The following is a 13,263-nucleotide window of genomic DNA, read 5'->3' as shown; positions in this document are numbered from 1 at the left end:
CCGTCTCTCGCCCCGCTGTTCGCGCCGTGTGTCCGCCTGCATCCCATCGGGAACGAAGCCCGCGATCGCCTCCACGAACCGCAGTGCCCGTCGAAGGAACGCGACGGTTATTCCTCGCTCTGGCGCTGCATTTGAGCGAGAAATAGCTGGCCTAAGGGGGTATCCTGCATCCGGGTTCCATGAGCCAGACACGCCATCAGCATCGTGTATTCCTGACACAGCGCCTGGTCCTTCATCAATTGCCGGTACCCTTTGCTGTCGGAGCGACCAAACAAGCGGGCAGGCACCTTCTGGCAGTCAAGAAGCGCACGATGCAAGCGCTTTCCTTGATCGGGGCTGAGCCCGGGTGCGTGACGCGCGAGCAATCGGAGGTAATTCCGGAACGCCGAGCGCTTGTGCACGATGGAAAAGGCCGAACTGATCGGCGACTCCAGCAGGCGCCGCAAGAGCGGCGGTTTGTCGCCATTCGCGGACACCAGCAGCGCATGGCGCTGAGCGTCATCCAGCTCAGACTCATTGAGCCGACTGGTCACGGCGCGAACTTCCGCGGAGATCTGCGTGTACACCACGTCCCGGTCCGAACTCCCCGGCAATTGGGCATTCTTGAGGAGCGTCTTCAGCGCCCTGTACTCGTGGTAAAGCGCCCGGTCCTCCATCAGCTGGTTGTAGCCGGCGCTGTTGCTGTCCCAGAACTTGCCTTTGACGGTCTGGGAAAGGTGCAGGTACTGGTGCAGCCTCTGCAGTTGCGAAGCCGTCAGCCGAGGCGCGTGTTCCTTCAACCGCGCGACGTAGGCCCTGAACGCATCGCGCTTCCGAGCGAGTTCTTCGGCATTCCCGGTGCGCTCCCCGATCCGTTTCCGCAACTTCGGGCTGGTTTTATCATCCGTCGGAGTCAAAAGACGAAGAACCTGCTCGGACGTCAGTTCCGGGTCCTGCAATGCCTCGGAGACAGACACAAGCTTCTTGGCCTCAGGGTCTGGCACCTTGACGAGCGGCTGTGGAACGGCCTTGGACTCGCTCGACTCACCGGAGGCCTCGCCGGTCGAGGCCTGATACGACTCTTCAGGCGCTTTCGCGCTCCCCGTGCAACTCGAGTTCAGATCCTGCGGAATCTTCTCGAGCGCGCGGACATACCGAATACCCTCATCCGTTGCCTCATCCGTTGCCTCAACCGTTGCGGCACCTTCCCCGTGGGCTGCAAGACTCACCAGCAACTCCCGCAGCGTCACCAGCTTGTGGTGGTCGTGTCCCGCGATCCCGTCATTGCGCAACAGCGAACGAAGCACCTCCTTGCTCTTATCGGTAATGCGAATTTTCTCTTCAGGCAACCCCCAGAGAAAGGAAGGAAAGTAGTCGCGTGAATCCACCAAGTACACGGCCAGGTCCTCGTACCGACTCTCATTGACGGTGCGCAGAAGATGGAGGACGGCAGAGTCGCCGATCAGACGGCGTTGATCCTCCGCGGAGGTCTCGTCCCATTGCTTCTTCAATTCATGCGAAGGATCAGCGAAGGATTGTTGGAAGGGTTGACGGTCGGGTGAGAAGGACACATTCACGTTCTGACTCCTTGGCAAACGGGCAATGAAACAAAGCCAAAAAGTGACGAGCCCCACCACAAAGTTCATGCCGTGGCAGGCGGACGCCTCCTGCGAGACGCCCGCCTGCCGAGGCCATTTCACCCCTCATTGGCACGAACCGGCCTTCCATGCCAACAGGGCGCCCTCAATTCAGTACGATCAGCGCCATGTCCACCCGCCTTCAGCACCTGTTTCCCTTCCTCCGCTGGCCACGCCCTGACGCCACCCTGCTGCGCGGCGAGGCCATGGCCGGCCTCACGGTCGGCCTCATGGTGATCCCGCAGGGCGTGGCCTATGCCGCGCTGGCCGGCATGCCGCTGGTCACGGGCATCTACGCCTCGCTGCTGCCCGCGCTCATCGCGGTGCTGTTCAGCGCCTCACCGCGCCTCGCGGTCGGCCCCACCGCGCTCACCTGCCTGCTGGTGGGCGCCTCGCTCAGCGGGCTGGCCGAACCCGGCAGCGCGCAATGGGTGGCGCTGGCGGTGTGGCTCGCCCTGCTCACCGGCCTGCTGCAGATCGCGCTGGGCTTCGCGCGCTTCGGCTGGCTGCTCAACCTGGTCAACTCACCGGTGCTCATGGCCTTCACGCAGGCCGCGGCGGTGCTCATCATTGCCTCGCAGCTGCCGGCCCTGCTGGGCTTCGGCGCCTGGGACACGCTGCTCTCGCAACCCCAGGTGCACTGGCCGGCCCTGCTCTTCGGTGTGGGCAGCCTCGCGCTGCTGGTGCTCGCGCGCCGCTGGCGGCCGGGCTTTCCCACCGTGCTCACCGTGGTGGTGGCGAGCGCGGCCATCAGCTACGCCGTCGGCTTCGAGGCCCAAGGCGGTGCGGTCATCGGCTCCCTGCCGCAGGGCCTGCCCGCGCTCTACTGGCCGGGCTGGCCGGGCTGGGCCACGCTGGGCCAGCTGGTGGTGCCCACGCTGGTGATCACGCTGGTGAGCTTTCTGGAAACCGCCTCCAGCGCCAAGGTGGACAACGGGCAGCGCGGCCAGCGCTGGGACCAGGACCAGGACCTGATCGGCCAGGGCCTGGCCAAGCTGGCCTCGGGCCTGAGCGGTGCGTTCCCCACCAGTTCCTCGTTTTCGCGCTCGGCGCTCAATCTGTACGCCGGCGCCAAGACCGGCTGGGCCACCATCTTCTCGGTGGTCGTGGTGCTGATCGCCCTGCTGCTGTTCATCCCGCTGCTGCACCACGTGCCGCTGGCGGTGCTGGCCGCCATCGTGCTGGTGGCGGTCATCGGCCTGATCAAGCCGCGCGCGTTCACCCAGCTGTGGAAACTCTCGCGCGTGGAGACGGTGATCGCCGGCATCACCTTCGCGGTGACGGTGCTGGCCGCGCCGCGCCTGTACTGGGGTGTGCTGGCGGGCGTGCTCATGGCGCTGTCGCACTTCCTCTACCTGCGGCTGCACCCGCGCATCATCGAAGTGGGCCTGCACCCCGACGGCAGCCTGCGCGACCGCCATCTCTGGAAACTGCCGCCGCTGGCGCCGCGCCTGTATGCGCTGCGCATGGACGCCGCCCTGGACTTCGCCACCGCCAACGGCTTCGAGCGCGCGGTGTCCGAGCACATCACCGCCCACCCCGATACGCGCCACGTGATGCTGATCGCGCACCCGATCAACTGGATCGACGCCACCGGCGCCGAAGCCTTCGGCCGCCTGCGCGAACAGCTCGACGACCAGCGCATCGAACTGCACCTGGTCGGCATCAAGCTGCCGGTGGAAAACGTGCTGCGCCTGGCCGGGCACCTGGAAGCGGGCCCGCGCCTGCACCTCTACCGCACCGAGGCCGACGGCCTGCGCGCGGCCGATGCGCTCACCGAGGCGGCGCCCACCATGCAGGACGCCGCCCCGGCCTGAGCTGGCCGTCCGTGGCTTACTGCAGTTCGATCGTCTGCTTCACGAGCTCCTCGCGCGTGAGGCGCGGGAAGCTCTCGGCGTACATGTAGCTGTAGCCCTCGTTCTGCCACTTGGCTAGGTCGATCACGGCGGCCGGCACGACGGTGATCACGTCGTAGAACTCATCGGGCTTGTAGCCGCGCGAACGCGCCGCGTTGCTGCACACGCGGATCGTCACGCCCGCGTCCTTCAGCGCCTTGAGTTCCTCGTACATGTCGGGATAGGCCGCGCGGTTGAGGCGGGAGAAGGCGTGCAGCTCGTTGCCGTGCGCCACGATCACGATGTGCGATCGGGCCGGGTCGCCGTATTCCTTGATCGCGCGCAGGTGGTTCTTGATGTAGCCGAACGCCGCCTTGCCTTCGAGAGGCTTGGCGAAGTTGAAGTCGTACAGCGCTTTCTGCGGCGCGTAGCGCGTGCCGTCGAAAGACGAAGGGTCCTGGGGGCCGGCCCAGGCGGCGGTGCTCAGCAAGGCGGCGAGCGCCAGCGGGACAAGACGGGTGTTGATGATGGTCTCCTGTGTTGGGGGGAGCCCGAGGTTAGCCGGAAAATCCGGATATTCGAAACAACTTCTTTAATGCCGGCAGAATCACCCGCCTGCGCCCCGCTCTTGCGCCAACCGACCCACGGACCGATTCATGGAACTGCCCCGACACCAACTCAGCATGACGGTGCTGATGACCCCCGACACCGCCAACTTCTCGGGCAAGGTGCACGGCGGCACCGTGCTCAAGCTGCTCGACCAGGTGGCCTTCGCCTGCGCCAGCCGCTACGCGGCGTCCTACGTGGTCACGCTCAGCGTGGACCAGGTGATGTTCCGCCAGCCGATCCAGGTGGGTGAACTGCTCACGTTCCTCGCGGCCGTGAACCACACCGGCACCTCGTCGATGGAGGTCGGCATCAAGGTGATCGCGGAGAACATCCGCACCCAGGCGCAGCGGCACGTGAACAGCTGCTTCTTCACCATGATCGCGGTGGACGACCACGGCAAGCCCCGGGCCGTGCCGCCGCTCGAACCCGGCACGCCCGACGAGCACCGCCGGCACGCGGCGGCCACGCTGCGCAAGACCATGCGCCAGGAAATGGAGCAGCGCTACGCGGCGATCCGATGAGCCCGGACTGACTTGATCCAGGGCATCAAGGGTCCGGCTTTGCAGGCCCGAGCAGGGGTGTCTCCCTTTACGTCCGCACTTTGCCGTCGCCGGTGAGCATCGACAGCTCGGCGAAGCTGGACGCCACGTGGTCGTTCGGGCCCAGCGAGACCTGGAAGCCACCGAAGGATTGTTCGCCGATGGCCTCCATGCCGTTGATGAAGCTGTCGCGCGTGACCCGCGAGCCCGCGCGGCGCAGGCCTTCGCTGAACAGCTTCGCCGCGAGAAAGCCTTCCATGCTGGAGAAGTTGGGCTGCACCTTGTTGCCGCCCTTGCCGATGGCCTCGATGAACTCGCGCGCGATCGGGCGCGACGCGCTGTACGGCGTGGGCACCACTTGCGAGACCACCACGCCCGCGCCGTCCTTGCCCAGCTCGTCGGCCAGGGCCTGCGTACCGACGAAGGACACGTTGTAGAAGGTGCCACCGTAGCCGGCCGCGCGCGCGGCACGGATGTAGGCCGCGCACGACTTGTAGGCGCTGATCTGCACCACCGCGTCGGGCTTGGCCGCGTTGATGGTGGCCACGGCCTGCGCCACATCCACCGAGTTGCGCTCCACCGTGGCCGTGGCCACGGGCTTGAGGTTGCGCGCCGTCAGCGCGAGCACCGTGCCATCGAGGCCGGCCTTGCCGTAGGCGTCGTTCTGGTGGAACACCGCCACCTTGTTCAGCCCGAGGTTGGTGAGCTGGCGCACGATGAGCGCGGTCTCGTCGTTGTACGAGGCGCGCAGGTGGAAGGCGAGCCGGTTGAACGGCTGGCGCAGGCCCATGGCCCCGGTGAAGGGCGCGATGAACGGGGTCTGCGCCTTGGTCGCCAGCGGCAGCGCGGCCAGGCTGGTGGGCGTGCCGATGTAGCCGAACAGCGCGAACACCTCGCTGGCCAGCAGCTTCTGGGTGTTCTCGGCGCAGCGGTCCGGCTCGTAGCCATCGTCGAGCTGCACGATCTCGATGCGCTGGCCGTTCACGCCGCCCTGGCCGTTGAGCTGGTCGAAAAACAGCTTGGCCCCGGCATGGAACTGGATGCCCAGCTGCGCCGCCGCGCCCGTGAACGCGGCCGACTGGCCGAGCACGATGCGGTTGCCCGACTGCGCGCGCAACGCGGGCGCGCCCAACACGGCGGCACCGGCCACGAGGCCGTTGAAGTGGCGGCGCGAAAGGCCGGGCATGGGCGGGGAGGACTGCATGTGGGACTCCGTTTATAGGTATCGAACGGGGGCCTCACACCAGGCGCGACCCCACGTTCCATCCTATCGAGTACCCCTCCCGGGTATGCCTTCACCGGGCGCTCGGATTCAACCGCTCATCGATTCCGGCGCCCCGGCGCCCTCAGGGGGGCAGGCACTGGCGGGGTTGGCGGCAATGCCCGCGCGCAGGGCGGTCACGTTCCCCCCATCGTCCGCGCCCAGATGGCGCAGGCGTTCTCGGGTACGACCGCGCCGCGCCAGGCGATCACCTGATCCGGCCGCACCAGCAGCAGGCCTTCATCCAGCAGGTCGCCCACCTTTTCCGCCTCCAGCAGCAGCACGGCCACGTCCAGCCCCGCCGCGCGGCCCGCCTCGGCCAGGCGCGTGGCCTCGGCCCCTGCGTGGGCCGGCGCCAGCACCGTCCATTCGAAGCCCAGCAGGTCGTACAGCGAACGCCCGCCTTCCAGCCAGCGGTGAGGCAGGCGCCCGCCCGGCTGGGTGGTCGGAACGTAGGCGTTGGCCTGATCGGACGGCACGCGAGCCGGATCGCCGAACACGATGGGCGAGGCATCCACGCGCTCGCCAAAGGTGACGCCGGGGATGTTGAACTCGCGCCGCACGTGCGCGCCCAGCACCTCGCTGGCCTGCGCGCGCAGCGCATCGCCGGCGGCGCCCTCGGCCTCGAGTTCGGCCGTCACCTCGAACAGGCCCACCGAATCCGCGAACTCGCGCGCATAGGCCGTGTTGCGCAGGCCGATCGGGCGGCGCTCCTGCTCGTAGCTGTCCAGCAGGGCGGCCCGCGCCTGGCCCTTCACCACCGCCGCGAGCTTCCAGCCCAGGTTCACCGCATCGCCCACCGCCGTGTTGTAGCCCAGGCCGCCGGTGGGCGTGAACAGGTGGGCCGCGTCGCCCGCAATGAACACGCGCCCGCGCTGGTAACGCTCGGCGACCAGCGAATGGCCCGCGATCCACACGCCGGTGGAGAGCACCTCGAAGTCGATGTCCATGCCGCTGGCCTCGGCGAAGATGCGGCGTGCGTCGTCATGCGTCCAGTCCTCCGGCTTCTCGTGCGGGTGCACGGCAGCGTGGAACGCAAACTCACCGCGCCCGTCCACTGAGGCCATGAACACGCGCCGCTCGTGGTTCACCGAGACGTACATCCAGGCGATGTCGTGGGGATACCGTTGGTAGAACGCTGGCGCGCGCAGGTAGACCGCGAACATCTTGCCGCCCATGAACTGGCGCTGCAGGCCAGTGGCGCCGCCCATCTCGATGCCCAGCGCGCCGCGCACAGCGCTGCGCGCGCCGTCGGCGCCCACCAGGTAACGCGCCCGCACCGTGACCGCGCCACCGCCCGCCGCGGGCGCCACCTGCGCCACCTGCGCCACCACCTCGTCGCCGGTGTCGTCGAAGGACAGCAGCCGCCAGCCAAAGCCGATGCGCCGGCCGGTGCGCTGCTCGGCGTGCTCGCGCAGCACGGCCTCCACGTACTTCTGCGACACGCGGTGCGGCAGCTCGGCCGCGCTCCACGAACCGGCCAGGGACTTGATCTGCTCGGTGGCCTGCGCGGCGGTGGGCAGGCGCAGGCGCGCCAGCTCGTGCCGAGCAAACCGGGTGAAGTAGGCGATGTCGGTCGGGTGGTCGCCGGGCAGGCCCAACGAGCGGATTTCCCGCGCGATGCCGATGCGGCGGAAGTGCTCCATGGTGCGCGCCTGCGTGGCATTGGCCTGCGGGTTGAAGGCCGTGGTGGCCTTGGGGTCCACCACCAGGCACGGTACATTGCGCAGGCCGAGCTCGTTGGCCAGCATCAGCCCGCAAGGGCCTGCACCCGCGATCAGCACGTCCACCCGAAGCTCGCCACCTTCGGCCTGCGCCTGTTCCAGCGTCAAGAATTCCGCCACACCCGTCTCCATCGTCGATTTAATTAGGCAACCTAAGCAAATCCATTGTACGCATGAAAACCGAAACCCCTCAACCCCGGCGCCGCGCGCCCGATGCCTGGCGCCTGGGCAACGCGGGGCGCGTGCTGGGCAACGCCGTCACGCGCTTCGAGTCGCGCGTGCTCGAACTCATGGCCGCCGCCGGCCATGCCGACACCCGGCTCTCGCATGTGAACCTGACGCGCCACCTCGATCTGGAAGGCACCCGCATCACCGAGCTGGCGCGCCGCGCCCGCATGACCAACGCCGCCATGACCGAGCTGATCGACCAGTGCGAAAGCATGGGCCTGGTGGTGCGCGAGGCCGACCCGGCCGACAAGCGGGCCCGCACGGTGCGCTTCACCGAGGCGGGCCGCGAGTGGCTCAAGGCCTTCGGTCTGGCCGTGAAGAAGGCCGAGCGGGAGATGCTGAAAGAAATCGGCCCCGAAGCGGCAGAGGTGCTGCTTCAGGGCCTGGCGCGCTACGGCGGCACGGTGGAGTCCATCCGCGTGGCGGATGCACCGCTCAGTCGATCACCACGTTCGCGTCCTTGACGAGCTTGCCGAACTTCTCGGTTTCGGCCTTGATGGTCTGGGCCATCTGCTCCGGGCTGTCGCCGATCGGGTCGGCGCCGATGTCGGCCATGCGCTGGCGGAACTCGGGCGACTTGATGATCTTCACCATCTCGCTGCTCAGGCGCGCCTGGATGTCCTTGGGCGTGGCCACCGGGGCCAGCACGCCGAACCAGGTGCCGATGTTGAAGCCCTTGAGCCCCGCTTCGTCCAGCGTCGGCACGTCGGGGAGCGCGGGCGAGCGCGTGGCCGTGGTCACGGCCAGCGGGCGCAGCTTGCCGGCCTTGATGTGCGGCAGCACCGGCGTGATGGTGTCGAACGTCATCAGGATCTGACCGCCGAGCAGGTCGGTCGCCAGCGGGCCGCTGCCCTTGTAGGCGATGTGCGTGAGCTTCGCGCCGGTGTTGTTCTGGAACTGCGTGCCGATCAGGTGCTGGGCCGTGCCGTTGCCGTTGGAGCCGTAGTTCGCCTTCGCGGGGTCGGCCTTGAGCAGGGCCACGAGTTCGTTCACGTTCTTCGCGGGCGTGGTGGCGTTGACCACCAGCACGTTGGGCACCATGGCGATCGTGGTGAGCGGCGCGAGGTCCTTCTGGAAGTCGTAGGGCAGCTTCTTGTAGACGCTGGTCGCGATGGTGTGGTGCACCGCGCCCACCAGCAGCGTGTAGCCGTCGGGCCGGGCCTTGGCCACGAAGTCCGCACCGATGGTGGCGCCCGCGCCCGGCTTGCTCTCGATCACGACCGGCTGCCCCAGGCTCTGCTGCAGGCGCTCGCCCAGCGCGCGGGCCAGCACGTCGGTGGTGCCCCCGGCCGGGAACGGCACGATGAGCGTGATGGGCCGGGCGGGCCAGGCCTGGGCCATGGCGCCGGTCACGGTCATGGCGGCGGCGAAGGCCAGGCCTTGACGGACAAGGCGACGCGGAATGGTTCGGATGTTTTTCATGCTTGTCTCCATAAGGCACGGTGTGCCTGTGTATCGCCGGACGAACTGCCCGGTCGTTGCGCGGAATGCGCGAAATCTCACAAAGAAACCCCTGCGTTTCACCCAGCCGGCACGGGCCCCGCACCGCACGGCGACAACGCCACCAGAGGCATCAAGGGTCCGGCTCCGCCGGCCCGAGATGCCGTTCCCCCTCGAAGCGCCGAAGGCGCACCACGGAGGGGGGAAGCCGCGCAGCGGCGCAGGGGGGTGTCCATGTCAGGCGGCTTTTCGCTGCAGGCTGGCGGTGAGCAGCGCACACACGGCCTGCGTGACCTGCACGGTGGTGGCCTTGCCGCCCAGGTCGCCGGTGTGCAGCGCGGGGTTGGCCGTGACCTGCTCGATGGCCTGCATGAGGCGCTGCGCGGCGTCGAATTCGCCCAGGTGCTCGAGCAGCATCACACAGCTCCAGAAGGTGCCGACCGGGTTGGCCAGGCCCTTGCCCATGATGTCGAAGGCCGAGCCGTGGATGGGCTCGAACATCGAGGGGTAACGGTGCTCGGGGTCGATGTTGCCGGTGGGCGCGATGCCCAGGCTGCCCGCCAGCGCGGCGGCGAGGTCGCTCAGGATGTCGGCATGGAGGTTGGTCGCGACGATGGTGTCCAGCGTGGCGGGGCGGTTCACCATGCGGGCGGTGGCGGCGTCCACCAGCTCCTTGTCCCAGGTCACGTCCGGGAACTCTTTTGCGATCTGCACCGCGATCTCGTCCCACATCACCATGGCGTGGCGCTGCGCGTTGCTCTTGGTGATCACCGTCAGCAGCTTGCGGGGCCGCGACTGCGCCAGCTTGAACGCGAAGCGCATGATGCGCTCCACGCCGACGCGGGTCATCATGCTCACGTCGGTGGCCGCCTCGATCGGGTGGCCCTGGTGCACGCGGCCGCCCACGCCGGCGTATTCGCCCTCGGAGTTTTCGCGCACGATCACCCAGTTCAGGTCCTCGGCCTTGCAGCGCTTGAGCGGTGCGTCGATGCCGGGCAGGATGCGCGTGGGGCGCACGTTGGCGTACTGGTCGAAGCCCTGACAGATCTTCAGGCGCAGGCCCCAGAGGGTGATGTGGTCAGGGATGTGCGGATCGCCCGCGGAGCCGAACAGGATCGCGTCCTTGCCGCGCAGCGCATCCAGGCCGTCGGCCGGCATCATCTCGCCGTGCTGGCGGTAATAGTCGCCGCCCCAGCCGAAGTCCTCGAACTGGAAGCGGAAGGTGTGGCTGGTGGCGGCCAGCGCCTCCAGCACCTGCTGGCCGGCGGGCACGACTTCCTTGCCGATGCCGTCTCCGGGAATGGTTGCGATGGCGTAGGTCTTCATGGTGTCTCGTGTGGGAGGTGGGTCGATGGATGGACTGTAGGGATTCGACAGGCCGCTGAAACACCGCTAAAGTGAATCCATCGTTAACCCCAATTCAACAATGAGAAGCCCATGAGTTCCGCCATTCAGCCCGCTGACCTGGGTTTCTTCTCGGTGCTCGCCAGCGCCGGCAGCCTGAGCGCGGCCGCGCGCGAGCTCGGCGTCACTACCCCGGCGGTGAGCAAGCACCTGGCGCAGATGGAATCGCGCGTGGGCGTGGCCCTGCTCAACCGCACCACGCGGCGCATGAGCCTCACGCCCGAAGGCGAGGTGTATCTGCAGCACGCGCGCCGCATCCTCGGCGAGATCGACGACATGGAAGAGCTGCTCGGCGTCTCGCGCTCCACGCCCACCGGCCTGCTGCGCGTCAACGCCACGCTGGGCTTTGGCCGCAGCCACGTGGCGCCGCTCATCTCGCGCTTCGTGCGCAAGCACCCGCAGGTGGAGGTGCAGCTGCAACTCTCGGTCAATCCGCCTCCGCTCACCGACGACGCCTTCGACGTGTGCATCCGCTTCGGCGCACCGCCCGACTCGCGCATGATCGCGCGCCAGATCGCGCCCAACCGGCGCCTGCTCTGCGCCTCGCCCGCCTACCTGGCCCGACACGGCGTGCCCAAGGTGCCGCACGACCTCACCCGACACAACTGCATCGGCATCCGCCAGGGCGAGGAAGCGTATGGCGTGTGGCGCCTCTCCAGCGGGCGCGGAAAAACGGTGAGCACCGAGGCCGTGAAGACGCGCGGCAACCTGACCACCAACGACGGCGAGATCGCCGTCAACTGGGCGCTGGACGGCCATGGTGTGCTGATGCGCGCCGAATGGGACATCGAGCGCTACCTGCGCAACGGGCGTCTGGTGCAGGTGCTGCCGCAGTACTTCACGCCCGACGCCTCCATCCACGCGGTCTACCCGCAGCGCCACCAGCTGGCTGCGCGCGTGCGGGCCTTCGTGGACTTCGTGGCGCTGGCCTTCACGCAGCAGGCCGCGGTGAGCAAGTAGGCGAAGAGGCGCGCGGCAAGTTCCTGGGGCGGTCCGATGCGGCGCCTCCCCCATGTGTGCATCGGCTTGCGGGCCGGCGCGCATAGACTGCCTGCACCTCCATCCAACGGGAAGGACCACGCCATGGTGGCCAACGCGAACGCCGACGACATCCCCCCTGAACTGGCGCGGGCCATCCAGCAGACGCAGGTCGAGCGCGAGCGCGTTCGCCAGGCGCACCCCGAGCTTTTTGCCGCGGTGTCGGGTGCCATGTTCCGCCGCGATCCCGTCGAGATCAACTACCACTTCAACACCGACGAGTACGACGCGGAAGCGGGCACGGTGATCCCGAGGCTGCAGGACTGCCAGTCCGCCCAGGAGGTCGCCGCCGTGCTGCACGAGGAGTTCGTGCGCTGGTTCGGCACGGAGACGGCCGGGCCGCGCGAGCGCTATCACGAACTGTCGCAAGACATCTGGGCGCTGTGGACGGCGCCCACGACCTGACCGGCTGCACGGCCGTGAGGGTATCCAGCGGACGGCATTGCCTATATTCTTCGTCAGGGCCCGGCCGCGCCGCCGCCCGACTTCCCTCTCAACAAAGCAGGAGACCCACATGATCGACAAGGCTCAGGCCGACATGGCCAAAACGCTCTGGGAACAATCCAAGGCGGCCGCCCAGCAGGCCCACGAAGCTTGGTGGATGGTGCTGAAGTCCCAGAAGGCGCTGCTGGACTCCATGCGCGGGGTGGGCATGCCGTTCGAGGTGGCGGCGGACCAGTTCGAGAAGCTGATGCAGTTCCATGCCGAGCAGCACAAGGCCGCGCTGGACTACATGGACAAGATGTCCGTCGACTACGGGCGGGCCGTCGCCAAACAGAAGAAGTGACGCGGCCCGCCCTGCGGGCAGCGTCCATCTCCGTCCTCACCCTGCTGCTGCTCGGCGGTGGGTGGCCCACCCAGGCGGCGGAGCATCCCACCGACCTGCGCCGGTTCCTGGAGCGGCGCGAGGAATGCGACCACTGGCGCGGTGAAGCAGGCTACGACAAGGCGCGGCAGGCCGACATCGACCGTGGCGTGTGCCGCACCTGCACGGGCACGGACGCCGAACTCGCGCGGCTCAGGAAGAAGTACCGGGCCAACCCCGGCGTGATGGACCTGCTGGATGAGCTGGAGGACCGGATCGAAGGGCCCGACAAGGCCGCCGCGACACGCTTCTGCCGCCGCATCCAGCCACAGAAGCGGCCGCAGAACGACCGGCCGTTCAGTCCCCCTAGCCCTGCGGCAACCGGGCGATCACCTTGATCTCGAACTGGAAACCGTAGAGCCAGGTCACGCCGACACCGGTCAGCGTCGGATGCGGCGCTTCGCCCCAGTATTCGGGCACGATGCCCCAGACTTTCTCGAAGTTCGCTTCGGGATCCACCAGGAAGACGGTCACGTCCACCACGTCGTCGAAGGAGCAGCCGGCGGCTTTCAGGATGGCGTTCAGGTTGTCGAACGCACGGCGGACCTGCGCGTCCAGTTCGGGCTCGGGTAATCCGTCTTCCCGGCTGCCGACCTGCCCCGAAACGAACAGGAAGCCGTTGGAGCGGATCGCCGGTGAATAGCGGTTTCTCTCGTAGAGCGCCTGCCGCCCGGCGGGAAAGACAACGTCGCGTGGGGCCATGG

At 67.9% G+C, this 13,263-nt stretch carries 14 protein-coding genes; 7 read left to right on the top strand and 7 right to left on the bottom strand.

Going from position 1 to position 13,263, the window contains the following annotated elements:
• Nucleotides 1-107: 107 nt before the first annotated feature.
• Nucleotides 108-1,625, bottom strand: a complete 1,518-nt coding sequence (locus tag ACODTB_RS22525) for a hypothetical protein (RefSeq protein ID WP_291120226.1) — start codon at nt 1,623-1,625, stop codon at nt 108-110.
• A 119-nt stretch (nt 1,626-1,744) separates the two neighbouring features.
• Here ACODTB_RS22525 and ACODTB_RS22520 point away from each other — a divergent pair, with 119 nt between their 5' ends.
• On the top strand, nt 1,745-3,433 hold the full coding sequence (locus tag ACODTB_RS22520; protein ID WP_291120228.1) for a SulP family inorganic anion transporter: 1,689 nt from the start codon (nt 1,745-1,747) through the stop codon (nt 3,431-3,433).
• 16 nt (nt 3,434-3,449) lie between these two features.
• On the opposite strand, the gene ACODTB_RS22515 is transcribed toward ACODTB_RS22520, so the two are convergent.
• The gene (locus ACODTB_RS22515) at nt 3,450-3,941 is read right to left on the bottom strand and encodes a DsrE family protein (protein WP_291120231.1); all 492 of its coding nucleotides are present in this window, start codon (nt 3,939-3,941) and stop codon (nt 3,450-3,452) included.
• A 166-nt stretch (nt 3,942-4,107) separates the two neighbouring features.
• On the opposite strand from ACODTB_RS22515, the gene ACODTB_RS22510 reads away from it, so the two are divergent.
• Entirely contained in the window at nt 4,108-4,581 is a 474-nt protein-coding gene (locus ACODTB_RS22510; RefSeq protein WP_291120233.1) for an acyl-CoA thioesterase, read from the top strand.
• Nucleotides 4,582-4,648: 67 nt separating this feature from the next.
• Here ACODTB_RS22510 and ACODTB_RS22505 read toward each other — a convergent pair whose 3' ends face one another.
• Together ACODTB_RS22505 and ACODTB_RS22500 are read right to left on the bottom strand one after the other, a co-directional pair.
• Nucleotides 4,649-5,803 (bottom strand): ABC transporter substrate-binding protein, encoded by a 1,155-nt coding sequence (locus tag ACODTB_RS22505; RefSeq protein ID WP_488929750.1) that lies wholly within the window; start codon nt 5,801-5,803, stop codon nt 4,649-4,651.
• Nucleotides 5,804-5,997: 194 nt separating this feature from the next.
• Nucleotides 5,998-7,704, bottom strand: coding sequence for an FAD-dependent oxidoreductase (locus ACODTB_RS22500; RefSeq protein ID WP_488929749.1), 1,707 nt, complete (start codon nt 7,702-7,704; stop codon nt 5,998-6,000).
• Nucleotides 7,705-7,757: 53 nt separating this feature from the next.
• Here ACODTB_RS22500 and ACODTB_RS22495 point away from each other — a divergent pair, with 53 nt between their 5' ends.
• Nucleotides 7,758-8,276 carry a MarR family winged helix-turn-helix transcriptional regulator gene (locus ACODTB_RS22495; RefSeq protein WP_291116882.1) on the top strand — a complete coding sequence of 173 codons (519 nt, stop codon included), beginning with the start codon at nt 7,758-7,760 and terminating at the stop codon, nt 8,274-8,276.
• Here the strand turns inward: ACODTB_RS22495 and ACODTB_RS22490 are convergent.
• Together ACODTB_RS22490 and ACODTB_RS22485 are read right to left on the bottom strand one after the other, a co-directional pair.
• Nucleotides 8,248-9,234: a Bug family tripartite tricarboxylate transporter substrate binding protein gene (locus tag ACODTB_RS22490; RefSeq protein ID WP_291116879.1), complete on the bottom strand. Its 987-nt coding sequence runs from the start codon at nt 9,232-9,234 to the stop codon at nt 8,248-8,250. The genes ACODTB_RS22495 and ACODTB_RS22490 overlap by 29 nt on opposite strands.
• 255 nt (nt 9,235-9,489) lie before the next feature.
• Nucleotides 9,490-10,578 (bottom strand): tartrate dehydrogenase, encoded by a 1,089-nt coding sequence (locus tag ACODTB_RS22485; RefSeq protein WP_291116876.1) that lies wholly within the window; start codon nt 10,576-10,578, stop codon nt 9,490-9,492.
• A 111-nt stretch (nt 10,579-10,689) separates the two neighbouring features.
• Here ACODTB_RS22485 and ACODTB_RS22480 point away from each other — a divergent pair, with 111 nt between their 5' ends.
• The 4 genes from ACODTB_RS22480 to ACODTB_RS22465 all read left to right on the top strand — a co-directional run bounded on the left by ACODTB_RS22480 (nt 10,690) and on the right by ACODTB_RS22465 (nt 12,897).
• Entirely contained in the window at nt 10,690-11,616 is a 927-nt protein-coding gene (locus tag ACODTB_RS22480) for a LysR substrate-binding domain-containing protein (RefSeq protein WP_291116873.1), read from the top strand.
• A 123-nt stretch (nt 11,617-11,739) separates the two neighbouring features.
• Nucleotides 11,740-12,099 carry a hypothetical protein gene (locus tag ACODTB_RS22475; protein WP_291116869.1) on the top strand — a complete coding sequence of 120 codons (360 nt, stop codon included), beginning with the start codon at nt 11,740-11,742 and terminating at the stop codon, nt 12,097-12,099.
• Nucleotides 12,100-12,208: 109 nt separating this feature from the next.
• Nucleotides 12,209-12,481, top strand: coding sequence for a hypothetical protein (locus tag ACODTB_RS22470; protein WP_291116867.1), 273 nt, complete (start codon nt 12,209-12,211; stop codon nt 12,479-12,481).
• Entirely contained in the window at nt 12,478-12,897 is a 420-nt protein-coding gene (locus ACODTB_RS22465) for a hypothetical protein (protein WP_291116864.1), read from the top strand. The genes ACODTB_RS22470 and ACODTB_RS22465 overlap by 4 nt, the downstream gene beginning before the upstream one ends.
• Here the strand turns inward: ACODTB_RS22465 and ACODTB_RS22460 are convergent.
• Nucleotides 12,866-13,261 carry a RidA family protein gene (locus tag ACODTB_RS22460; RefSeq protein ID WP_291116861.1) on the bottom strand — a complete coding sequence of 132 codons (396 nt, stop codon included), beginning with the start codon at nt 13,259-13,261 and terminating at the stop codon, nt 12,866-12,868. The two genes, ACODTB_RS22465 and ACODTB_RS22460, sit on opposite strands and share 32 nt — an antisense overlap.
• Between the last annotated feature and the right edge of the window lie 2 nt (nt 13,262-13,263).

The sequence above is a fragment of the Hydrogenophaga sp. FG152 genome (assembly GCF_057809615.1).
The sequence above is the reverse complement of the archived record's forward strand: the minus strand, read 5'-3'. Positions and strand labels throughout refer to the sequence as shown.